This is a genomic window from Devosia sp. LC5 (assembly GCF_000735585.1).
Classification (GTDB): domain Bacteria; phylum Pseudomonadota; class Alphaproteobacteria; order Rhizobiales; family Devosiaceae; genus Devosia.
The window spans coordinates 151,755-173,349 of the sequence record NZ_JNNO01000045.1; the positions used below are offsets into that span (position 1 = coordinate 151,755).

The following is a 21,595-nucleotide window of genomic DNA, read 5'->3' on the forward strand; positions in this document are numbered from 1 at the left end:
TTGAGATAGCTTTACCCCTGTCCCTCAAATGGAGTTCCCGATTTGCCAAAGCGCGTAAGAACGGCCGTGTTTCCTGTCGCCGGCCTCGGCACCCGGTTCCTGCCGGCCACCAAGGCAATGCCCAAGGAAATGTTGACGGTAGTGGACCGCCCACTGATCCAGTATGCGGTCGATGAGGCACGCGAAGCTGGTATCGAGCACTTCGTCTTCGTCACCGGCCGCAACAAGGGCGTCATCGAAGACCATTTCGATCGCCAGTTCGAGCTGGAGACTACGCTCGAGGTTCGCGGAAAGAACAAGGCGCTCAGCGAGTTGCGCAAGGACCTGCCTTCGGCCGGCCGCACCAGTTTTACCCGCCAGCAGGAACCTTTGGGCCTGGGGCACGCCGTGTGGTGCGCCCGCGATATCGTGGGCGATAATCCCTTTGCTCTGCTGTTGCCCGACATGCTGTTCAAGGGCGAGCCGGGCGTTTTGCGCCAGATGATGGATGCTTATGAAGAAACCGGCGGCAATGTCATCGCCGTTGAGGAAGTGCCGCCCGCCGAAGTCTCCTCCTATGGCATCATCGCCCGGGGCGAAGGCGAGGATAATGGCTTCCGCATCACCGGCATGGTGGAAAAGCCCAAGGTGGAAGAAGCCCCCTCGAACCTCATGATTTCGGGCCGTTACATCCTGCAGCCCGAGGTGTTCTCGTTGCTGGCCGACCAGCCCAAGGGCGCCGGCGGGGAGATCCAGCTCACCGACGCCATGCAGACCCTGATGCATACCCAGCCGTTCACCGGCGTCAAATACCAGGGCAAGAGCTTTGACTGCGGCTCCAAGATCGGCTTTTTGACCGCCAATGTGGTCTATGCCCTCGACCGGGACGATATCCGCGACGGCTTCCTCAAGGAATTGCAGAAGCTCGACCTGGGCGCTCATTTCTAGGCAGACTGGCCCGGTCGCGCACGACCGGGCCGCCCCAAATCTCCAAGCACAGACCTGCGACAAATCAGCGCGACACGGTCAGCCCGACCATGATGCGGTGGCTGTCTTCGACGCCATCCGTGGTGCTGTCGCTGTGGGAAAAATCGTAATCTGCCGACACTGTGGTATGCGGGCCGAGCCGATAATCGGCACCAACACCATAGCCGTTACCATCCTTGGTCTCGGAACTGCCCTCGTAGCGGGTCGTGCTCCAATCGGCTGAGGCCCGTAGCGCCAGCCAGGAATTGACCGCGTAACCTATCTCGCCGCTTGCTGCATAGCGCACGGCTGTCGTGCCGGCCGAAGTGGGGCCGGGCGGCTCGACGCTGGTCGATAGGGCGCCGCTCAGGCGCCAGCGGTCGTCGGGGGTGAAGGTGACGCGGGCGTTGTAGAGATGTGTGACCACCTCGCCCAGGCTTGCCTCATCGAACCGGCGCAGGTTGAGGCCGGTCGAGGCCGTAGCCTGCCAAACACTGCTCCAGCGCCCGGTGACGCCGGCCTCGATGCTGGCCTCGCTGGCATCGGTCTTGATCAGCAAGACCGATGAGGGATGGTCGAACATGTCCCGGCCCAGGCCCGCTCGGCCGAAGACTTCAAAGATCGGCGTCATCTGGAAGCCCAGCCGCAATCCCGAGTCCAGCGCCCAGACAGCGCGATCGGCATTGTCGACGATGCTGCCGTCCGTCAGGCCCGTTTCGCCGTAGACGCTGCGCTGCACCGCCCCGGTTACGCCCAGATTGAAGCGGCCGAACTTGCGGGTCACGCCAAGCTCAACGCCGCCGGAAATGCGCTGCGGCGGGTCCGCGATATTGCTGGCTACGCCCGGCATGCCGGGCAGGTCCTGCGTGAGGGAGAAATTGGCGTCGGCCGAGGCCAGGGTTTCCCGATCGAGCGCGTAATCGCCGGACAAGTTGAGCCGTAGCGCGGTGACATCGACCTGCCCGTCATCGGGCCGGGTCACTTCGGCTTCGGCATCGAGGCCAATGTCCGAGCGCGACCCCACATGGTTCAGCGCTACGCTGGGGACCAGTCGCGTGTCGAACCGCTCTCTTTGGGTACTCTGGGTATAGGTGCCGCGCAGCGCCACCGACCAATCGACGTCGAAGAATGGATCATAGGGCTCGGGAACGCCGCTGCCATCGGCCAATACCGGGCCGGCAGCGGGATAGATATCGGGCAGCAGCCGCTGATTGTCGGTGCCCGAGCCATCTCCGGCGGGATGCTCGGAACCGGCCAGGGCCGGGCCAGCAAGGCAAGCGACGCCAAGCGCAACAGCGCTGGCCCATTGTCCCGATTGCCGTATGCGCCAGGGCAAGGTCCGCTCCGCCAGCTGAAGGAAATCAGCCCGCGACAATGAAAGTCCGGGCCTTACCCAATCCTTTCATCTTATGGTTAACGAAAGTTTGCTGACGCCGTCAGGAAATCGGCTCGACCTTGAGTACCGCGCCATCGCTGCCGACAATCCGCACCCGCGCGCCCACAGGCAGGTCCGGTCCGGCAACGCGCCACACCGAATCTCCCAGCACGATCCGCCCGAACCCGCCCGCAATGGGCTGTTCCAGCACGGCTTCCTGGCCGATATAGCGATCAGCGCGGCGGTTGAGATAGGGGCTGTCATTGGCCGTTTCACGGCCGCGGCTCCAACGGGTCCACAGGAAGATTGTCACCAGCGACAATGCCCCGAAGATCAGCCATTGCAGCGGCCAGCTGATCGGCTGGAACAGGGTGAGCACGCCCACAATAAGCCCCGATACACCCATCCACAGCAGGAAGCCGCCGGGCACCACCAGCTCAAGCGCCAAAAGGATCAGCCCGGCAACGATCCAGGACCATGGGCCATAGTCGGCAATGAACTGCACGACCTGCATCTGAGCCTCCTATTGCGTGGAACCCGTCGAGGGCGGGCGGCTCGGACGCGCCGCTGCTGGAGCGCCGCCACCGAAGGTTTCCTTGGCGATCTCGGCAATGCCGCCGATCGCGCCGATAACGCTGGAGGCTTCCACCGGCAGCATCAGGATTTTCTGATTGGGGGAGGTGGCGATGGCTTCCAGCGCCTTGATGTAATTATTGGCCACGAAATAGTTGATGGCCTGCACATTGCCCGAGGCAATGGCGTCGCTCACCATCTGGGTAGCCTTGGCTTCGGCTTCGGCCGAGCGTTCGCGGGCCTCGGCGTCGCGGAAGGCGGCTTCGCGGCGACCTTCGGCTTCAAGCACTTGCGCCTGCTTGGCACCTTCGGCCTGCAGGATTGCCGATTGGCGGCGTCCCTCGGCTTCAAGAATGGCCGCGCGTTTCTCGCGCTCGGCCTTCATCTGGCGGCCCATGGAATCGACCAGATCCTTGGGAGGATCGATATCCTTGATCTCGATACGGGTGATCTTGATGCCCCAGGGCGACACGGCCGTATCGACCACGCGCAGCAGGCGCTCATTGATCTCGTCGCGATGGCTGAGCAGTTCATCGAGATCCATCGAGCCCATCACCGTACGGATATTGGTCATGGTGAGGTTGAGAATGGCGTTCTCCAGCCCCGAAATCTCATAGGCCGCGGCAGCCGCATCCAGAATTTGGTAGAAGGTCACGCCATTGGCCGTGATCGAGGCATTGTCGCGGGTAATGACTTCCTGGTGCGGAACGTCGAGCACCTGTTCCATGACATTGATCTTCTTGCCCACCGTATCGATGAAGGGCACGATCAGGTTGAGGCCGGGCTTGAGGGTGCGGGTATATTTGCCGAACCGCTCGATGGTGTAGTTAAATCCCTGCGGCACCGTCTTGGCCCCGGCAAACAGGACCAGCAGCGCCAATATGCCCAGGCCGATCAGCGTGATGCTGAGCCCGTCCAGTGCAAAGCCGTTGGTGATTTCCATCAGCGATTCTCCCTTATTCTTCATGGCGGCGACATTAGGCAGGCGCGCCCCTTTGGGCAATCTGTTCCGGCGGAACTCATGGCATGGGCGTATTGAGCCGCCGGTCTACGATCAGCGTCACGGCAATTACCACAAAGGCAAAAATCACCATGCCCAACGCCAACAGGTGGGCGTGGCCCCATTGCAGCCGCTCGACATAGTCGTAGAGGGCGATGGCGATGACCTTGGTCTGGCCCGGAATATTGCCGCCGATCATCAGCACGACGCCAAATTCCCCCACCGTATGGGCAAAGGTCATCACCGCCCCGGTAATATAGCCCGGCCGCGCCAGCGGCAGCACCACGCGCCAAAAGCGCTGCCAATTGCTGGCGCCCAGGCTTGATGCAGCTTCCAGCGGCTCATTGCCGATGGCGGCAAAGGCATTGCGCAGCGGCTGGATCATGAAGGGCAGGGAATAAAAGAAGGAGCCGATAACCAGACCCGTAAACGAAAAGGCCAGCGTGCGTCCGCCCCAGAGCCCGGCAATCCAGCCGCCCGGCCCGTTGGGACCCAGCGCCAGCAGCAGATAGAACCCCAGCACGGTTGGCGGCAGCACTAGCGGCATCGACACCAGGGCACCCACCATTTCACGATATCGGCTCTGGCTACGCGCCAGCCACAAGGCAATCGGGGTGCCCGCCAAAAGCAGGATGAGCGTATTGATGGCCGCAAGGCTCAGCGTCAGGCTGACCGGCTGCCAGATTTCAACAAGGCTCATCCCACCGCGTCCTGTTTAGTCGACCGCATAGCCCGCGGCTTTGATCACCGCCACCGCCTTGTCACTTTTGAGGAAATCGATAAACGCCGTCGCCGCCGGGTTGGCCTGCCCAGTCTTGAGCAGCACGGCGTCTTGCCGGATCGGCTCGTGGAAACCCGATGGCACGAGCCACACACTATCCTTGCCCATCACTTGGCTCACCGCAACAAAACCCAGCTCCGCATTGCCGCTTTCGACAAATTGCAGCGTCTGGCTGATATTTTCACCCGTCACCAGCCGGGGCGCCACCATGTCATATATGCCCATGGCCTTCAGCGTTTGCACCGCGGCCTTGCCATAGGGCGCCGCCTCGGGGTCGGCGATAGCGAGCTTGTCGAACGGCCCCTTTAGGACAGCCTCGCCATCCCCCACCACCAGCGAGGTCGAATAGAGCGCCAGCGTACCGATGGCATAGGTGAACACACTGCCATCCACTCCGAACCCGTCCTTCACCGCCCTGGTCGGCCGCTCATCATCGGCCGCCAGCAGGATTTCAAACGGCGCGCCCTGGGTGATCTGGGTATAGAGCTGGCCCGTGGCCCCGAAGCTGAGAACGAGGTCGTGCCCGGTCTCGGTCTTGAACCGAACCGCGAGCTCTTCAGCAACCTTGGTGAAATTGGCCGCGACGGCCACGTCGACGCTGTCGGCGTAGGCAGCGCTGGAGGCCAGCAATCCAGCCAGGAGTGTGCCCAGGAAAACACGCTTCATCGACAGCTCCGATATGTTTTGAAGGCCATATCGGTTTTGGCAAAGCCATGGCTTGTCCGCAAGCGCTATTTCCGTGACGCTATATCGAGCATGGCCCGCAATGCCGCCACATCTCCGGCAATCGCCGCCCGCGTCTTGTCCTGCATCTGGCGATAATGCCCCAGCACGACCTTGCCGGCTTCGGTCAACTGCGCCCCACCCTGAGCCGCCCCGCCACGGCTGGATTCCACCAGCACGATGCCAAAGCCCTCATTGAGCGCCTGCACCAGCCCCCAGGCCCGCTTGTAGCTCATGCCCATGGCCTTGCCCGCCGCCGAGATGGACCCGGTGCTGCCGATCAATTCCAGCAAATCCGCGCGGCCCGGTCCTAGATAGCCTGTTTCGGTGAGGGTGACGCGCAGATGGCTGAGGCCGTCGGCGGGGACCCCGGCCATGGCATTAGCCCCTGAGAGCCGCAGCCTCGCGGGCCAGAGCTTCGATGCGGGCAAAATCATTGGCCGCCAGCGCGTCGGCCGGCATGATCCAGCTGCCGCCGACGCAGATCACATTGGACAGGCCCAGATAAATCTTGGCCTTGGCGGGATCGATACCACCGGTGGGGCAGAAGGTGATGTCGGGCAGGGGCGAAGCGAAAGCCTTGAGTACCGGGGCGCCGCCATTGGCCTCGGCCGGGAAGAATTTGAGGAAACTGTAGCCCCGCTCGGCCGCCGTCATGGCTTCGCTGGGCGTAGCAATGCCGGGCAGCAGGGGAATGCCGATATCGTCGGCTGCGTCCAGAATGCGTGGGGAAATGCCAGGCGACACCATGAACCGGCAGCCGGCATCCACCGATTGCTTCATATGGGTGGCGTTGCGCACCGTGCCCGAGCCGACAATGGCGCCGGTGACCTTGGCCATTTCTTCCATCACCTTGAGCGCGTTGGGTGTGCGCAGGGTGACTTCCAAGATCGGCAACCCGCCTGCCACCAGGGCTTCGGCCAGGGGCTGTGCCTGGGACACGTCATCAAGAATGATCACCGGCACGACCGGAGCCAGCGACAGGATGGAACGGATGGCGGACGCGTCTTGCGGCATGGCTCGGCCTCTCGAAAGGAACGTTGAGGAACGGTTAGGCGCATGGAAAAATTCCCGCAACCCCGTTCATTGAAAAGCCGTCAAATAATCCCTAGGTTCCGCCCCACCATGGGGAGGCCATTATGGTTCAGACGATCAATGCCACGACGCCGCTGGATGAAGCGCGCGCCATTCTGGCCCAAAATTTCGATCTTAAATTCTCCAAGGCCATCGAGCGGGCCACCGAAACGGTGTTCGATCGCGTCAAGGACAAGATTCCCGCCATCGAATGGCCCTTCTATGCGCCGCTGATTTTCGAGATCAACCGGCTCAAGAAGGAAAAGGATGCGGTCATCCTGGCGCATAATTACCAGACCCCGCAAATCTATCACGGCGTCGCCGATATCGTGGGCGATAGCCTACAGCTGGCCATTGAAGCCACCAAGGTCACCCAATCGGTCATCGTGCAATGCGGCGTGCATTTCATGGCCGAGACCAGCAAATTGCTCAATCCAAGCAAGACCGTGTTGATCCCCGATAGCCGCGCCGGCTGCTCGCTCGCGTCCTCAATCACCGTCGAGGACGTGATGGCCATGCGCGAAATGTATCCCGGTGTGCCTGTCGTCACCTATGTCAACACTTCCGCGGCGGTCAAAGCCGTCACCGACGTGTGCTGCACCTCCTCCAACGCCCTCGACATCGTCAATCGCGTCGAGGGCGATACGGTGATCATGATCCCCGATCAATATCTGGCGCAGAACACCGCCAAAAAGACGCATAAGAAAATCATCACCTGGGCCGGCGCCTGTGAGGTGCACGAAACCTTCACCGCCGATGATATTGCCGAATTGCGCCATGCCTATCCCAGCGCCAAGATCATCGCGCACCCCGAATGCCCGCCCGAAGTGATCGACGCGGTAGACTTTGCCGGCTCGACCGCCGCCATGATCGATTGGGTCAAGACCGAGCGCCCCGCCCGTGTGGTCATGGTCACCGAATGCTCCATGTCGGACAATGTCGCCAGCGAAACCACCGGTGTCGATTTCCTGCGCGGCTGCAATATCTGCCCGCATATGAAGCGCATCAATCTTGAAAACGTACTCTGGTCGCTCCACACGATGAGCGAGGAAGTCACCGTGCCCGCCGATATTATTCCCCCGGCCCGTCTGGCGGTGGAACGCATGATCGAGATGAGCCGGAAAGGCGATTAGCGGCCGCGGCTGAAGCGCCGGTGATAGGCGAGATGGGTCTGCGCCGGCCGGAAGATTTTTTCGGCCGGCAGATGGAGGGAGTTTCGCAGCAGGGCGAGGTTCTCCGGCGAGAGCAGGTCCGTATTGGGAACGATGATCCGGTAGTCGTCCTCGATCAGGATGGAGCCGGTCACGAAATCGGTCGACAGCGCATTGACCACCGGCAGGTAGTTGCTGATGGCCAGCGGACCGCCATGTTCCCGCGGTTGCAGCGCCACAATGTCGAGATCGGGATGCAGCAGCCCCGGAGCCGGCTCAAAGCGCGTTCCGCTCAGCGCGCATCTATGGCCATAGACTGTCAGCACCAGCCGATAGAGACCCTCGTAAACCTCCATCGGTGCGCCCGCCGCAAAACCGCGCTGCGGAAAATCACCAAAGCCGTTATTGTCCGCACCACTCAATCGCCCGCTCCCCTTGGCATACGTATTTGACCATAGAGAGAAACGCGGGCAATGAGAACCGGCTGGCCAAGGGAACGTTCATGACCACCTTCGACAACACGCTCAACGCCGATGGTGCGCTCATCGTCGGCGCCGGTCTCGCCGGCCTGTTCACCGCGCTCAAACTGGCGCCGCGTCCGGTCACCGTGCTTTCACCCAAGCCTTTGGGCACAGGGGCGTCCTCTGCCTGGGCGCAAGGGGGCGTCGCGGCCGCCGTGGGCAAGGGCGATAGTTCGCACGCCCATGCGGTCGATACGGAAATGGCGGGCGCCGGCATTGTCGACCACGGTATCGCTGAAAGTGTTACCGCCGAAGCCGCCGCGCGCATCGAGGACCTGGCCCGCTGGGGCACCCCCTTCGACCGCGACGATTTCGGCAATTTTGCGCTGGGCCGCGAGGCTGCCCATTCGGCCAACCGCATCGTCAAGGTCGAGGGCGATCGCGCCGGCTGGGCCATCATGCAGGCTCTGATCGCCGAAGTGCGCCGCACCCCTTCGATCCGTGTGGTCGAAGGCATTACTGCGCTCAGCCTCGCTCGCGACAATGGCCGTATTGTCGGCGTGTTCTGCCGCAAGCTGGGCGACCGCTATTCCGAGCCCGTCTTCATCCGTGCCCGCGCCACCATTCTGGCTGCCGGGGGGCTGGGCGGGCTCTATGCCGTCACCACCAATCCGCCCGGCGTGCGCGGCCACGCCATGGGCATGGCGGCCAGGGCCGGGGCTTTGATTGCTGACGCCGAATTCGTGCAATTCCACCCCACCGCCATTGCCACCGGCGCCGATCCGGCCCCGCTGGCTACCGAGGCTTTGCGTGGGGAAGGGGCTATCCTGGTCAATGATCTGGGCGAGCGCTTCATGCCCGCCATTCATCCCGACGCGGAACTCGCCCCACGCGACATCGTCGCCCGCGCCAATTTCCGCCAGATTCAGGCGGGCCGGAAGGTGTTCCTCGACACGCGCAAAGTTCTCGGTGAGACCATCCTGACCCGCTTCCCCACCGTTGCCAAATATTGCCTTGATGCAGGGATCGATCCGGTCGCCGGCATGATCCCGGTCACCCCGGCCGCCCATTTCCACATGGGTGGCGTCAAGGTCGACGAGCGCGGCCGCTCATCGCTGCCGGGTCTATGGGTCTGTGGCGAAGCCAGTTGCACCGGCCTGCATGGTGCCAACCGTCTGGCATCCAATTCCCTGCTCGAAGCCACCGTCTATGGCGCCCGCATTGCCGAGGATATTGGCGGGCTTGAGCCAGTCCGCTCGCTAGCGCCCTTCAAGGGCATCGAATGGGATGAAGCCGAAGGCGAAAAGGCCGAACAGGTGCTGCGCAACCTGCCCGCCGTGCAGCAATTGCGCCATATCATGACCGAGCTGGTCGGGGTCGAACGCGATGCCGATGGCCTCAAACAGGCCCTGCGCGCCATTGCGAGGCTCGAGGCAACCGCCGAGCACGTCACCCGCGCCTATCTCAATATGACCACCTCGGCCACTATGGTCGCTGCCGCCGCCCTCAAGCGCACTGAAAGCCGTGGCGGCCATTTCCGCATCGATTATCCCCAGACCAATGAGAGCTGGGAACACCACACCACGATGACGCTGGAAGAAGCGCTGGAGATCCGTGCCGGCGCTTAGGCCCGCAATTCCGAATACAAAAACGCGGCCCTTTCGGGCCGCGCCTTCTAACGTCGCTGGAAGGGTCGGTTAGTTGACCGACTTGTCCTCGATGGAAGCGGCGGAGCCATTGATCGCGATCTGGCGCGGCTTTTTGCTTTCGGGCAATTCGCGCTTCAGCTCGAGATGCAGCAGGCCGTTTTCGAGCGTGGCGCCCTGAACCTCGACATAATCGGCCAGCTGGAAGCGCAGCTCGAAGGCGCGCTCGGCAATGCCGCGATGGAGGAATTCACGGGCCTTCTCGGCGCTCTCCTGGGGCTTGGCACCCTTGACCACGAGGCTGTTCTCCTTGGTTTCGATGGCGATATCGCCATTGGAGAAACCGGCCACGGCAATGGAGATGCGATAGGCATCTTCACCGGTGCGCTCGATATTGTAGGGCGGGTAGGTCTTGGTTTCCTGGCCGCTCAGGGTATCGAGGCGGTTGAACAGACGGTCAAAGCCGACCGTGGAACGATAGAAGGGGGAAAAATCGATGGTCTGCATGTCACATTCTCCTGTGAGCAACGTGGGTTCCCGGTGGTCTGCACAAGCGTTCCCAGCATTAGGCGAACGGCATGATCGGCAGGTCGGGGCCCCCGGATTTCCGGCGGGCCAACAAGATGTAGGAAGAGGGCAGAATGGTTCAAGAGCCCCGAAGCTGAATGAATTATGAACCGAAAATGAACGGACCCGTCCGGTTTGGTTCAGGCAGGGAGGCGTAGAGCTTATCTCGTGTTCAGGAGACATCTTGAATACGCCCCGCGGTCCATCATCCGCCCCCCGCATGGACCGCACCTAAAAACAAGAAGCCAGTGCCCCCACCAGGCACTGGCTTTTTGCTGTTTGCCTTTCTGTTTTGGTTGGCCCGCGAAGCGGGTGTTCTGCGCTTCCAGTGCTCCGCTCCGGTTCTCGATCACCACCATTTTCGGCTCGTCCAAAGCAGAAATGCTTCCCAGCAATGGTGGTCTGCCGCTATGCAGGATGGACCAGAGAGGTGATTGTTCTCCATGACCATTACTGTCGATCCCGATGGACCCGAGCTGGTCAATATCGTGTCCAATCCGGTGCCCGAGGGCGTGCGGGCGGGGTTTTTTGCCACCGAGGACAAGGTGCGGCTGCGCTACGCAATCTGGCCCAAGGGGCAGGGCGCGCCGCGCGGCACGATCTGCCTCGTGCAGGGGCGGGCCGAGTTTATCGAGAAGTATTTCGAGACCGTCAGCGATTTTCGCAAACGTGGCTTTGCCGTGGCGACGTTCGACTGGCGCGGACAGGGCGGCTCGGACCGGCTGATCGGCAACAAGAGCCTGGGCTATGTCGACCGGTTCGAGGATTACTGGACGGATCTCAAGAGTTTTCACGGGCAGATTCTACTGCCCGATTGTCCGCCGCCCTATTATCTGGTGGGCCATTCCATGGGCGGGCTGGTGTGCCTGAATGCTGGTACGCGCGACCGCATGATGTTCGAGCGCATGTTTCTGTCGGCGCCCATGCTGGCGCTGGACAACCAGCCGCTGAGCATGGCGGGCATGGCCCGGCTGACCGAAGCGCTGAGCTTTGTCGGGCTGGGGCAATTGCCGGTGCGGCGGCGCGCGGACAGGCCAGCAAGCGAATTGACCTTTCCGGGCAATCCGCTGACCTCGGACATGGTGCGCTATATGCGGATGATCGACGCGCTCAAGGCCCAGCCGGGGCTTGAGACCGGGTCGCCCACCATTCGTTGGGCGGCGGCGGCCATGGGGGCGATGGCGAAGGCAGGTCGGGACGACTTCCCGGGGCGGATCAAGATCCCGGTGCTGATGCTGGCTGCGGCGCGGGACGAGGTAGTGTCGACGGCAGCGATCGAGCGGCTAGGGCTGCGCATGCGGACTGGGCACCACCTATTGGTGGGCGGTGCGCGGCACGAATTGTTCATGGAGAACGACGCGATCCGCGGCCAGGTGCTGGCCGCGTTCGATGCGTTTATTACGGATTTGACGGCTTAGGCCTTGCTCAGTAGGCCTCATCCTGAGCCTGTCGAAGATGAGGTCGCCCCCTCAGGCTGCGTTGATCAGTTCCAGCGCTTTTTCCAGTAGTTCCGGGGTGGCTGCTGCCACCACATCGCCACCGCCGGTGGGTTCGCTACCGTCCCAGCAGGCGATGGCGCCGCCGGCTTGCCGGATAATCGGGACCAGGGCCGCAATGTCATAGGTGTTGAGGAAGGGCTCGATGACGATGTCGGCGTGGCCGGCGGCGAGCAGGGCATAGCCGTAGCAATCCATGCCGAAGCGCTGCAGGCGGGTGGCGGATTCGATCGCCTGCCACTTGGTCAAAAGGGCGGGCGTGCGAAACAGGGAGGGCGTCGTGGTGAAGACGCGGGACGGGGCAAGCTCGGTCTGCCCACTGGTGCGGATCGGCAAGGCGTCACCGGCACGGCGATAGGTGGCGCGGCCGGGGACGGCGAGGAAGGTTTCGCCAATGAAGGGCTGGCTCATGATGCCGGCGATGGCCACCCCATTATGGGCAAAACCGATCAGCGTGCCCCAGACGGGGGCACCTGAAATGAAGGCGCGGGTGCCATCGACCGGGTCGATGATCCAGGAAAATTCGCTGCTACCCGTAGTGCCCCACTCCTCCCCGATAATGGCGTGATCGGGAAAGGCTTCGGCAATAACGGCGCGAATGGCGGTCTCGGCTGCTTTGTCCGCCTCGGTGACCGGGTCGAAGCCTTCCGCCAGCTTATTGTCGACAGCGAGCACGGTGCGGAACAGCGGCAGGGTGTGCCCGGCGGCGGCGTCGGCAGCGGCAAGCAGGGTGGCTTCGATTTTGGCGAGGTCGAGGGGCATGGATGGGTCCGGGGGATCGTGCCGCGATCTCGTGGTTCGACGGGCTCACCATGAGGTCTATTGGGGGTGTTCGTAGCATAGCGAGGGTGGGGTGGGAATTGCGCCGTGCGGGAAGGAAAACGGAGGTTCCCGCTTTCGCGGGAATGACATTGTGGAAGGAATAGGAATTTTGGGGCGGGCGGGTAGAAATAGGTGACGTAAAACTATTCTGCCGCGGTTTTTTCCGGGAGGGGTGGAACGCCGACCAGGGCGGGCAGGTCGAGGCCGATCAGGGCGAGGATCAGGCGTTCGAGCAGGGCTCTGGTGGCATCGAAGTCTTCGTTTTTCGCAAGAGTGACCTCGTTCATATAGAGGTGGCGGCTGATTTCGATCTGCAGCGCGTGTACGCCATGTTGCGGGCGGCCATAGGAGCGGGTGGCAAAGCCACCGGCATAGGGGCGGTTGCGGGCGACCTTGAGGCCGGCGCCGGCAAAGATGGTTTCGACAAGATCGACCAGGCCAGGTGCGCAAGTGGTGCCATAGCGGTCACCCAGGACGATATCGGGGGCGGCGCGCTCGGCGGTGCGGGTGATGCGGGGCATGGAGTGGCAATCGATCAGCACTGCCACGCCAAAGGCGGTGATGGCTTCGCTGAGCAGCTTTTGCAAGGCCGCATGATAGGGGTGGTAAATGCCCTCGATGCGCATGCGCGCATCATCCAGCGTCAGGCGCTCGCGATAGATGGGCTTGTTTTCGGCGACCACGCGAGCCAGCGTGCCCAGGCCCGCCGCCACGCGGGGCGAGGTGGTGTTAAACCGGTCCGACAGTGGCTCGACGAACATGGTGGGATCGAGTTCCCAAGGCTCGCGGTTGACGTCGAGATAGGCGCGGGGGAAATGGGCGCGCAGCATCGGGGCGCCGAGATGGGGCGCGCGGGCGAACAATTCATCGACCCAGGCGTCCTCCGACTGGCGGATGGAGAGGTGATCGAGCCGGGTCATGGCCAGGAAGCGGTCGGGATAGATGCGGCCGGAATGGGCAGAATTGAACACTAATGGCGCTACCAGCCGCCGTGGACGGATGGTTTCGAACGCCGGCTGATCCCAATAGTCGGACCGCACTCTGCCTCCCCCGCTTGTCTGGACCCAAAAGTTTGGGCGCAGCAGTGATTTGCCGTCAGTTTGGCGCTTTGTCGGAAGATTGTCCAGATTGTCACAAAATAACGAACCGGAATCGCCGGGCATTTGCCAATGTGCAAAACTCGCTTAAACATCGTGCCATATTTTATGCGGATGGCGCGGATTCGCCGCAAAGGTGCTATCGAAGGTTCCGCCCCAACCAAAGCCCACATTCGAACCGGATGGCCGGAGACATTGATGAAGCGAATTCTGCTCGCCGAAGACGATAACGACATGCGCCAGTTCCTGACGCGCGCGCTCAAGAACGCGGGCTATGATGTGGTGAGCTTCGACAATGGGCTATCGGCCTATGAAAGGCTGCGCGAGGAACCGTTCGCGCTGTTGCTCAGCGATATCGTGATGCCGGAAATGGACGGGATCGAGCTGGCGCGACGGGCGACCGAACTGGACCCCGATCTCAAGGTGATGTTCATTACCGGGTTTGCCGCGGTGGCGCTGAACCCCGATAGCGATGCGCCCAAGGATGCCTCGGTGTTGAGCAAGCCGTTCCATCTCAAGGATCTGGTGAACGAGGTCGAGCGGCTGCTCGCTGCTTGATCCGGGTGCAAACTCTACCACGCCATCCGACTCGCCATAGCGAGTTTTCGCATTGCCTTAGAACAGTCCCGACATGGTCCCCGCGAAAGCGGGGATTTTTGTTTGGGGCCAGCTAAACAGAGGTTCGCGCAGTGCCCACCAAGGCCAGTCAACGACTACAAAAAATCAAAGAAGGGAAATGGTGGGAGTAACAAGGATTGAACTTGTGACCCTTCGCGTGTGAAGCGAATGCTCTCCCGCTGAGCTATACTCCCATCGCCATCAGGCGAAAGTCTTTAGAGAGATGGTGGGCGTAACAAGGATCGAACTTGTGACCCCCTCGATGTCAACGAGGTGCTCTCCCGCTGAGCTATACGCCCATCTCTCCGGGATGGAAAAGCCGCAAAGCCTGTCCAGTGGCGCGGATAGACCATAAAACCCTGACGGGGGTCAAGAGGCTAGTTTGGGCTTTGTGGAAAGAGGGTGGTGGAGGGGTGGTTTTGCCGCGGCTTGGGCGGGTCGCGCAGGGCCCATTGTGGGATAGCGGGTGCCAACCCGTCAGCTTGGGGCCCCGGCCTGCGCCGGGACGACATGGTGGTTGGGATGAGATGCCGGCCAGCGCAGATCAGACATGGACTGTGTCGATCACGCTGTTGCCGTTGATGAAATCGTCGAACAGCACGGTGGTGCGGTCTGGCGTGCCGACGACGACGGCCATCTGGCCGGGGCCTTCGAGGCGGCGCAGCGGGACCTCGGGGCGGTCGACGTCGAAACTGACCGAATAATGCCCGCCCGCCAGCGTGGTGAAGGGCAGGCCGTGCCAGATGGCGGTCGAGGTTAGATGCACATGGCCGGCAATGATCTGGCGGATATCGGGATGGGTCTTGAGGGCGGCGATGAAGGCGTCGGGCTCGAGAATGCGGATCGTGTCGGCATGGATATGCAGGGCATTGGCATTGTGATGCAGGATGACGATGACCGGGCGGTCCTGCGCTTCGGCGAGGCGGGCGATGAGCCAGTCGATCTGGTTGGCTTCCAGGACGCCATCGACGCGGCCGGGCTCGGACGAATCAAGCAGGATGATGCGATAGCCCTTGATATCGATCACCTTGTCGACCTTGCCGGTTTCGCCGGCGAATTGGGCGCCGAAACTGTCGAGAAAGGTCTGGCGGTCGTCGTGATTGCCCAGGGTGATGTGCACCGGGATGGGCAGGCGCGCGATGATGGTTTTGAGGCGCTCATAGGCGGCTGGATTGCCGGTATCGGCCAGGTCGCCTGCCAGCACGCAGAAGTCAGCGTCGCCATAGCGGGCGATCACTTCGTCGACAGCGCGTTCGAGGCGCGCGGAGGTGTCGAGCGTCAGCGACAGTTCGCCCTCGGGCAGCAGATGCAGGTCACTCATCACCACGAATTTCAGGGTCATTCTTTTTTGCCTTCCAGTCGGTTTGGCGACCTCGTAGCGGGGGAGGATGACTGGGGCGTGACAGCTGAGGCTCCGCTGGCCACCTACCACATGGTCTGTTTCGCCCGTTCCGGCCAAGCCTGGTCATAGGATTGGCCGCCCACCTGGTTGTCGGTCATGGCGGCGAGGATGTCGCCGGCGCTGGGCAGGGATTTTGGGTCGATATGGCGGGCCGGGTTCCACAGTTCGGAGCGGATGATGGCGCGGGCGCATTGGAAATAGAGCTCGTCTATGGCCATGACGATGACCGAGCGGGGTGGCTTGCCATCGACGGCAAAGCTCTCGAGCAGATCGGGGTCGGCGCTGAGATGGGCACGGCCATTGGCACGGAACGTGGTGCCCGAGCCGGGGAGCAGGAAGAGGAAGGCGACACGGGGATCGCGCACGATATTGCGCAGCGAATCGATGCGATTGTTACCCCGCCGGTCGGGCATCATCAGCGTCTTGTCATCGTGAATGCGCACGAAACCGGGCTGGTCGCCGCGGGGAGAGCAATCAATGCCCTCGGGGCCGATAGTGGCGAGCGCGGCAAAGGGGCTGGCTTCGATCAGGCGCCGGTAATGCGGGGTCATCTGATGGGCCACCTTGACGGTGGAGGCGGCGACAGGGGCGGGAGTATAGAGCGCTTCGAGCTCTTCGATCGTGGTTATGGTGGTCATTATTGTCTCGAAAGGTCACGCCGCCTTGATGGGGCGGATGGGTGTCGGCGCGGGCAAGAAGATACTATATCTGTGGCCAGTGACAGACAGACAAAAGGGGAATGCCATGGACACCCACGCCTTCAAGGTGACCCGTACCGATGCGGAATGGCGGGCCAAGCTGACGCAAGAGCAATATCAGGTGATGCGCAATCACGGCACCGAACAGCCGGGCAGTTGCGCGCTGCTCTATGAAAAGCGGGCGGGGGTGTTTTCCTGCGCCGGCTGCGACACGCCGCTGTTCGAATCGACGCTGAAATTTGAGAGTGGCACCGGCTGGCCCAGCTTTAACGATCCGCTGCCGGGTTCGGTGGAGACGACCACGGACCGCTCGCACGGGATGGTGCGGACGGAGTGCCATTGCGCCACCTGCGGCAGCCATCTGGGACATGTGTTCCCCGATGGGCCGCCGCCGACGGGGTTGCGCTATTGCATCAATGGGGTGGCGCTGGAGTTTACGCCTGCCTAAGCGCGTTTCAGGTTCAATTGGAGTTTGGTCACCCCGGGGCTCTGCTCCGGGGTGTTTTTGTGCCGAGTGATAGAAGTAAATGAAGACTGAAGCGCGTTTCCTGTAGTATAGATAATGCTTCTGGAACTAAATAGGAGTGTATTGTGTCTTCGACCATAGATCCACTCTCTTGGGACCCGGCTTTGGATGCTGTTATTGCCGCGCCGGCAAATCATCGCGTTTTATTTGAAAACAACAGACTCCGTGTTCTGGAGGTTATCCTTGATCCCGGCGAAGAGGAGCCTGTTCATCATCATAGATGGCCCTCGGTCTTCGTCTTCGATCAGCTCAAGGGGCCAATCCACGACATAGCGCCTGACGGCACCCAATTGCCGCCAGACCGTGACGTCATGTTGGCGCTAGAGGGCTGGGATGGTCGCGGTTGCCTCGTGGTTCACATGGCACCGCAACCTGCTGGCCGGGTGCTGAATGAATCCGATCTGCAGGTCCACGGCATTCGTATCGAAATGAAGGCGTGACCGCAGGCGGCCCAGTCCGAGATATGGCGCACAGATCATGTGCCCCGCGGCTTGGCGCGGGCGGTGGGGCGGGCCTTGGCTGGGTCGTCGGGCCAGGGGTGGCGCGGGTAGCGGCCCTTGAGGTCCTTGGCGACGTCGGCCCAGGAGCCGCTCCAGAAACCCGGCAGGTCGCGGGTGGTCTGGATCGGCCGGTGGGCAGGAGAGAGCAGAACCAGAAGCAAGCGAATGCGGCCATTGGCGATCGTGGGGTGGCGCGTCAGCCCGAACAGCTCCTGCACCCGGATCTCGATCGCCGGGCCGCCTTCGGCCGAATAGTCGATGGGCACGGCATTGCCGGTGGGAGCGCTGAAGTGGCTGGGCAGCAGCGCCTCGATGTCCTGGCGGCGCGGATAGGGCAGTAGCAAATCGAGCGCGATGCGCAACTGCTCGGCGGTGATTTCGCCGAGTTTGGTCAGGCCGAACAAAGCTGGCGCCAGCCATTCGGCCACCCCGGGCACCAGGGCCTTGGCGCTGAGGTCGGGCCAGTCATCGCCCAGGGTGCCGCGAAGGAAATTGGCGCGAGCGCGCCAGGCCTGCTGGTCGCGGCTCCAGGGCAAAAGATCGAGCCCGCGCCGCGCGGCCGCTGCCGCCAAGAGGTGCGCCGCAGCCTCGAGATCTTCGACCGCAACCGGTTCATCTGCCAAGCGCAGCGCGTCCAAGCGCCGTATGCGGCGCGCACGCACGGAGGATGAGGCTTCGTCGAAGGTGAGTGTGGTTTCGCTTGTGATGTGATGGGCGAAGAGGGCTTCGAGGTCGTCACGGGACAGGGGGGCGGCGGCGCGGATGCGGGAATTGGCGGCGGCGCCGGTCAGGTCGGTGACGACGAGGAAGGGGGCGCCAGCGAGGGCATCGGCTTGTTCCAGGCTCGCCTGGCGGCCGTTGGCGAGACGGAATTTTCCGCGTGGGCCGGCGGCCTGGGCGATGCGGTCGGGGAAGGCGCGGGCGAGGTGATGGCCGGCGGGCAGATTGCCGCCTGCCTTGCCGCCAGACAGTTTTGCCCAACGTTGGGCCATGGCGCGGGCATCGTTGGCGCGTTTGGAGCGGTCGGTGCGGAAACGGTCGAGGCGGTGGCTGAGATCGGCGCTGTCTCCGCCGAGGCCCCGTTCGCCAATGAGCACCGCGAGTTCTGCGGCGGTTTGGGCATCGTCTTCAGCTGCGGCAGCGACCACCATGTGGGCGAGACGCGGATGGAGCGGCAGGTGGGCGAGAGCTTTGCCATCTGCGGTGAGGCGGCCCATTGTGTCGATGGCGTCGAGGCGTTGCAGGAGCGCGGTGGCTTCGGCCCAGGCGGGGCCGGGTGGGGCGTCGAGGAAGCGCAGAGCTGTGGGCGTGGTGATGCCCCAGGCGGCCAGATCGAGCGCGAAACCGGCAAGGTCGGCGGCGAGGATTTCGGGGGTGTCGAAGGGCTCGAGTGCTGCAGTCTGGCCCTCGTTCCAGAGGCGGATGGCGACGCCCGGACTGGTGCGGCCGGCGCGGCCGCGGCGCTGGTCGGCCCCGGCGCGGGAGACGCGGCGGGTTTGGAGGGTCGACAGGCCCGTGGCGGGTTCATAGGCGGGGACGCGGCGGAAGCCTGAATCGATGACGATGCGAACGCCGTCGATGGTGAGGGAGGTTTCGGCAATCGAGGTGGCGAGGACCACCTTGCGGCGGCCGGGGTCGGCGGGGCGGATGGCGCGGTCCTGTTCGGCTGGGGTGAGCTGGCCGTAAAGGGGGGCGATATCGCTATTGGCGGGGACGCGGGAGGCGAGGCGTTCGGCAACGCGGATGATCTCGCCCTGACCGGGGAGGAAAACGAGGGCGGAGCCATCGTGGTCGCGTAGGGCGGTGAGAATGGCCGAGGTCACCTGGTCCTCGGGGCGCTGGAGCGGGTCGGGTTCGGCATAATGGGTTTGGACCGGAAAGGCGCGCCCCAGGCTTTCGATGATGGGGGCGTTGTCGAGGAGCGTGGCGACGCGGCCGCCGTCGATCGTGGCAGACATGACCAGGACGCGCAGATCGGGCCGGAGCGCGGCGGCGTCGAGCGTGAGGGCAAGGCCCAGATCGCCATCGAGGCTGCGTTCGTGGAATTCGTCGAACAGCACGGCAGCGATGCCGGTCAATTCGGGATCGTCCAGCAGCATGCGGGTGAAGACGCCTTCGGTGACAATTTCCACGCGGGTTTTGGCCGTGACCTTGGTGTCCATGCGGACGCGATAGCCCACAGTCTGGCCGATCTCTTCGCCGAGCAGGCGTGCCATCTGGCCGGCGGCGGCGCGGGCGGCCAGGCGCCGTGGTTCAAGGACGATGATGCGATTGTCCCCGCGCCAGGGGGCGGTGAGGAGAGCGAGGGGCACACGGGTGGTTTTGCCGGCGCCGGGTGGGGCGACAAGGACGGCATAAGGGCCCTGTGCCAAGGCCGTGAGCAGCGCGGGAAGAGCGTCGTCGATGGGCAGGGGCGGCAGGGACAAGCGGAACTCCGGGTTAGCGGAGGCTTACCCTCGCGCTACCCTGTCTACAAGTGGGGGGTTGGTGGATTGCGGGCGAGTGGGGGTGCGGGTAGCGTGCCTGGGTATTCAGGAGTGCGGCATGGGCAATATCAGGATTGGCAATCAGCATTTGAGCGTCGAGGTGTCGGCGTTGGGGGCCGAAATGCAGTCGTTGACGACGCGGGATGGGCGGGACTGGTTGTGGAATGGCGATGCCGCGTTCTGGACCGGGCGGTCGCCGATATTGTTTCCGATCGTGGGCAAGGCGCCTGATGATCATGTCAGCATTGAGGGGGTGCGCTATCCGATGCCCCAGCATGGCTTTGCGCGGCGCAGCGAATTCACGCTGGTTGCAATTGGGGACGATTTCTGCCGGTTCGAGCTGACGGCCAGCCAGGCCAGCCGGTCGATCTATCCCTTCGATTTTGTGCTCAGCGTGGAGCACCGCGTTGTGGGATCAGCGGTGGCGGTGACGGCGGAAGTGACCAATAGAAACACTCGACCGATGCCGTTTGGCATTGGGTTTCATCCGGCCTTCCTGTGGCCGCTACCGGGTTGCGAAGGGCAAGATCACACCATCCGGCTCGATAGCGGCGGGGCGCCGGCATTGGCGCGATTGGAGGGTGGGCTGGTCGATCCGCAGCCGCGGCCGTCGCCATTTGTGGATGGCGTGTTGGCGCTGGACCGAGGCAGGTTTACCGGCGATACGATGATCTTTTTGGAGGGTGCGGGAAGCGGGCTGATTTATGGCGCCGAGGCCGCGCAAGTGCACCTGACCTGGGATAATTTGCCGAACTTGGCGTTCTGGACCAAGCAGGCAGATGCGCCGTTCATCTGCCTTGAGCCGTGGCACGGGACGGCAGCGGCGGTGGGGCGCGGGGATGGAATTGAGGCGCGACCGTCAACTGTGGTGTTGGGGGCCGGAGAGACGGGGCGCTACGGGTTTGTGGCCGAGGTGGGGTAGTGCCACGACCGCGTGGTTCGACAGGCTCACCATGAGGTCTACTTTGAAATCTCAACGGACCTCATCCTGCGCTTGTCGAAGGACGAGGTCGTGGCAGAGCGCCTATTCCGCCGCGCCGCGCTGATCCACCATGGTGTCGGGGCCGTTAGGGTCGCCAGCGGCGGTTTCGGCGTTCAGGTCCGGGAAGGCGACGACGCGGTTGTTGCGGAAGTCGAGGCGAACGACGAGCAGGCCACGTTCTTCGAACCAGGTGAGCAAGCGCCTTGCCCGGCTGGACGAATGGGTGCCGTAGAGACGCGCGAGGGTCGCGTCCGAGGGGCAGGGGGCGTTGGTGAGAGCGGCTTGCGCCAGCACGAGGAAGACGCCCTGCACGTCATCAGAAAGGGTTTCGGATAGGGACAGGGCTGTCTGCCAGCCGTCGGATTGGGCAGTTTCGGTGTCCGGCGCGACGCGGGCGACGGCGAGCTTGCGCTTGAAGGCGGGCAAAGCCGGGGGCTCGCCGGGCACGCGGCGGATGCGGCAGCGAACCAGGAAATCCTGGTAGAGCACGGCAACGGTGCGGAAGCTGGCGTCGGGATCGCCGAGCAGCTCGACCATGATGGCGTCGATCTGGCTTTCGCGTTCGGCCTCGTCGATCTCGGGGAAGAGGCTCTGCGGCGCTGCTTCCGCTTCGGGACGGGCGCGGGCGACCTGGGCCAGTAGCTCATTGGTTGAGGGCGGCGGTGGTGGGGC

General features: G+C 63.1%; 22 protein-coding genes, 2 tRNA genes and 1 pseudogene. 8 read left to right on the top strand and 17 right to left on the bottom strand.

Annotated elements, in window-relative coordinates:
• Positions 1–42 precede the first annotated feature (42 nt).
• Positions 43–927, top strand: a complete 885-nt coding sequence (galU, locus tag FF80_RS19000) for a UTP--glucose-1-phosphate uridylyltransferase GalU (protein ID WP_035103209.1) — start codon at positions 43–45, stop codon at positions 925–927.
• Positions 928–991: 64 nt separating this feature from the next.
• On the opposite strand, the gene FF80_RS19005 is transcribed toward galU, so the two are convergent.
• From FF80_RS19005 to eda, 7 genes are all read right to left on the bottom strand, one after another.
• Positions 992–2,281: an outer membrane beta-barrel protein gene (locus tag FF80_RS19005; protein WP_160172862.1), complete on the bottom strand. Its 1,290-nt coding sequence runs from the start codon at positions 2,279–2,281 to the stop codon at positions 992–994.
• A gap of 100 nt (positions 2,282–2,381) precedes the next feature.
• Positions 2,382–2,834, bottom strand: a complete 453-nt coding sequence (locus tag FF80_RS19010; RefSeq protein WP_035103212.1) for an NfeD family protein — start codon at positions 2,832–2,834, stop codon at positions 2,382–2,384.
• Between the two features lie 9 nt (positions 2,835–2,843).
• Positions 2,844–3,836: an SPFH domain-containing protein gene (locus FF80_RS19015; RefSeq protein ID WP_052153769.1), complete on the bottom strand. Its 993-nt coding sequence runs from the start codon at positions 3,834–3,836 to the stop codon at positions 2,844–2,846.
• Positions 3,837–3,912: 76 nt separating this feature from the next.
• Positions 3,913–4,593 carry a molybdate ABC transporter permease subunit gene (gene modB / locus FF80_RS19020; protein WP_035103213.1) on the bottom strand — a complete coding sequence of 227 codons (681 nt, stop codon included), beginning with the start codon at positions 4,591–4,593 and terminating at the stop codon, positions 3,913–3,915.
• Positions 4,594–4,608: 15 nt separating this feature from the next.
• Positions 4,609–5,340: a molybdate ABC transporter substrate-binding protein gene (gene modA / locus FF80_RS19025; RefSeq protein WP_035103214.1), complete on the bottom strand. Its 732-nt coding sequence runs from the start codon at positions 5,338–5,340 to the stop codon at positions 4,609–4,611.
• 65 nt (positions 5,341–5,405) lie between these two features.
• Entirely contained in the window at positions 5,406–5,774 is a 369-nt protein-coding gene (locus tag FF80_RS19030) for a LysR family transcriptional regulator (protein ID WP_035103215.1), read from the bottom strand.
• A 4-nt stretch (positions 5,775–5,778) separates the two neighbouring features.
• The gene (eda, locus tag FF80_RS19035; protein ID WP_035103216.1) at positions 5,779–6,414 is read right to left on the bottom strand and encodes a bifunctional 4-hydroxy-2-oxoglutarate aldolase/2-dehydro-3-deoxy-phosphogluconate aldolase; all 636 of its coding nucleotides are present in this window, start codon (positions 6,412–6,414) and stop codon (positions 5,779–5,781) included.
• 122 nt (positions 6,415–6,536) lie between these two features.
• Between eda and nadA the strand changes: the two genes are divergently transcribed.
• Positions 6,537–7,604 carry a quinolinate synthase NadA gene (nadA, locus tag FF80_RS19040; protein WP_035103217.1) on the top strand — a complete coding sequence of 356 codons (1,068 nt, stop codon included), beginning with the start codon at positions 6,537–6,539 and terminating at the stop codon, positions 7,602–7,604.
• Here nadA and FF80_RS19045 read toward each other — a convergent pair.
• Positions 7,601–8,044, bottom strand: coding sequence for a hypothetical protein (locus FF80_RS19045; RefSeq protein ID WP_035103218.1), 444 nt, complete (start codon positions 8,042–8,044; stop codon positions 7,601–7,603). The genes nadA and FF80_RS19045 overlap by 4 nt on opposite strands.
• An 80-nt stretch (positions 8,045–8,124) precedes the next feature.
• On the opposite strand from FF80_RS19045, the gene FF80_RS19050 reads away from it, so the two are divergent.
• Positions 8,125–9,711 (top strand): L-aspartate oxidase, encoded by a 1,587-nt coding sequence (locus FF80_RS19050; protein ID WP_035103219.1) that lies wholly within the window; start codon positions 8,125–8,127, stop codon positions 9,709–9,711.
• Between the two features lie 69 nt (positions 9,712–9,780).
• On the opposite strand, the gene FF80_RS19055 is transcribed toward FF80_RS19050, so the two are convergent.
• Complete coding sequence (locus FF80_RS19055) at positions 9,781–10,236, bottom strand: Hsp20 family protein (RefSeq protein ID WP_035103221.1); 456 nt, start codon at positions 10,234–10,236, stop codon at positions 9,781–9,783.
• Positions 10,237–10,739: 503 nt separating this feature from the next.
• On the opposite strand from FF80_RS19055, the gene FF80_RS19060 reads away from it, so the two are divergent.
• Positions 10,740–11,714, top strand: a complete 975-nt coding sequence (locus FF80_RS19060) for an alpha/beta hydrolase (protein WP_035103223.1) — start codon at positions 10,740–10,742, stop codon at positions 11,712–11,714.
• Positions 11,715–11,765: 51 nt separating this feature from the next.
• On the opposite strand, the gene hisN is transcribed toward FF80_RS19060, so the two are convergent.
• Complete coding sequence (gene hisN / locus FF80_RS19065) at positions 11,766–12,554, bottom strand: histidinol-phosphatase (protein WP_035103224.1); 789 nt, start codon at positions 12,552–12,554, stop codon at positions 11,766–11,768.
• 203 nt (positions 12,555–12,757) lie between these two features.
• Positions 12,758–13,654, bottom strand: a complete 897-nt coding sequence (locus tag FF80_RS19070) for an N-formylglutamate amidohydrolase (RefSeq protein WP_052153770.1) — start codon at positions 13,652–13,654, stop codon at positions 12,758–12,760.
• A gap of 255 nt (positions 13,655–13,909) precedes the next feature.
• Between FF80_RS19070 and FF80_RS19075 the strand changes: the two genes are divergently transcribed.
• Positions 13,910–14,269 carry a response regulator gene (locus FF80_RS19075; protein ID WP_035103227.1) on the top strand — a complete coding sequence of 120 codons (360 nt, stop codon included), beginning with the start codon at positions 13,910–13,912 and terminating at the stop codon, positions 14,267–14,269.
• Between the two features lie 179 nt (positions 14,270–14,448).
• Here the strand turns inward: FF80_RS19075 and FF80_RS19080 are convergent.
• The 4 genes from FF80_RS19080 to FF80_RS19095 form a co-directional block, all read right to left on the bottom strand.
• Positions 14,449–14,523, bottom strand: a tRNA-Val gene (locus tag FF80_RS19080).
• Between the two features lie 30 nt (positions 14,524–14,553).
• Positions 14,554–14,628 (bottom strand) — tRNA-Val (locus FF80_RS19085).
• A gap of 245 nt (positions 14,629–14,873) precedes the next feature.
• Positions 14,874–15,671, bottom strand: a complete 798-nt coding sequence (locus FF80_RS19090; protein WP_035103229.1) for a phosphodiesterase — start codon at positions 15,669–15,671, stop codon at positions 14,874–14,876.
• A gap of 83 nt (positions 15,672–15,754) precedes the next feature.
• On the bottom strand, positions 15,755–16,369 hold the full coding sequence (locus FF80_RS19095; protein WP_035103230.1) for a pyridoxamine 5'-phosphate oxidase family protein: 615 nt from the start codon (positions 16,367–16,369) through the stop codon (positions 15,755–15,757).
• A gap of 106 nt (positions 16,370–16,475) precedes the next feature.
• On the opposite strand from FF80_RS19095, the gene msrB reads away from it, so the two are divergent.
• Both msrB and FF80_RS19105 read left to right on the top strand, forming a co-directional pair.
• The gene (msrB, locus tag FF80_RS19100; RefSeq protein WP_035103281.1) at positions 16,476–16,877 is read left to right on the top strand and encodes a peptide-methionine (R)-S-oxide reductase MsrB; all 402 of its coding nucleotides are present in this window, start codon (positions 16,476–16,478) and stop codon (positions 16,875–16,877) included.
• 143 nt (positions 16,878–17,020) lie between these two features.
• Positions 17,021–17,395: a hypothetical protein gene (locus tag FF80_RS19105; RefSeq protein ID WP_244445832.1), complete on the top strand. Its 375-nt coding sequence runs from the start codon at positions 17,021–17,023 to the stop codon at positions 17,393–17,395.
• A gap of 35 nt (positions 17,396–17,430) precedes the next feature.
• Here the strand turns inward: FF80_RS19105 and hrpB are convergent, their stop codons facing one another.
• Positions 17,431–19,881: an ATP-dependent helicase HrpB gene (gene hrpB, locus FF80_RS19110; RefSeq protein WP_035103234.1), complete on the bottom strand. Its 2,451-nt coding sequence runs from the start codon at positions 19,879–19,881 to the stop codon at positions 17,431–17,433.
• Between the two features lie 118 nt (positions 19,882–19,999).
• On the opposite strand from hrpB, the gene FF80_RS19115 reads away from it, so the two are divergent.
• Positions 20,000–20,863, top strand: a complete 864-nt coding sequence (locus FF80_RS19115) for an aldose 1-epimerase family protein (protein WP_035103236.1) — start codon at positions 20,000–20,002, stop codon at positions 20,861–20,863.
• A gap of 102 nt (positions 20,864–20,965) precedes the next feature.
• Here FF80_RS19115 and FF80_RS22020 read toward each other — a convergent pair.
• A pseudogene (locus FF80_RS22020) lies at positions 20,966–21,595 on the bottom strand (ATP-binding protein); the annotation flags it as partial.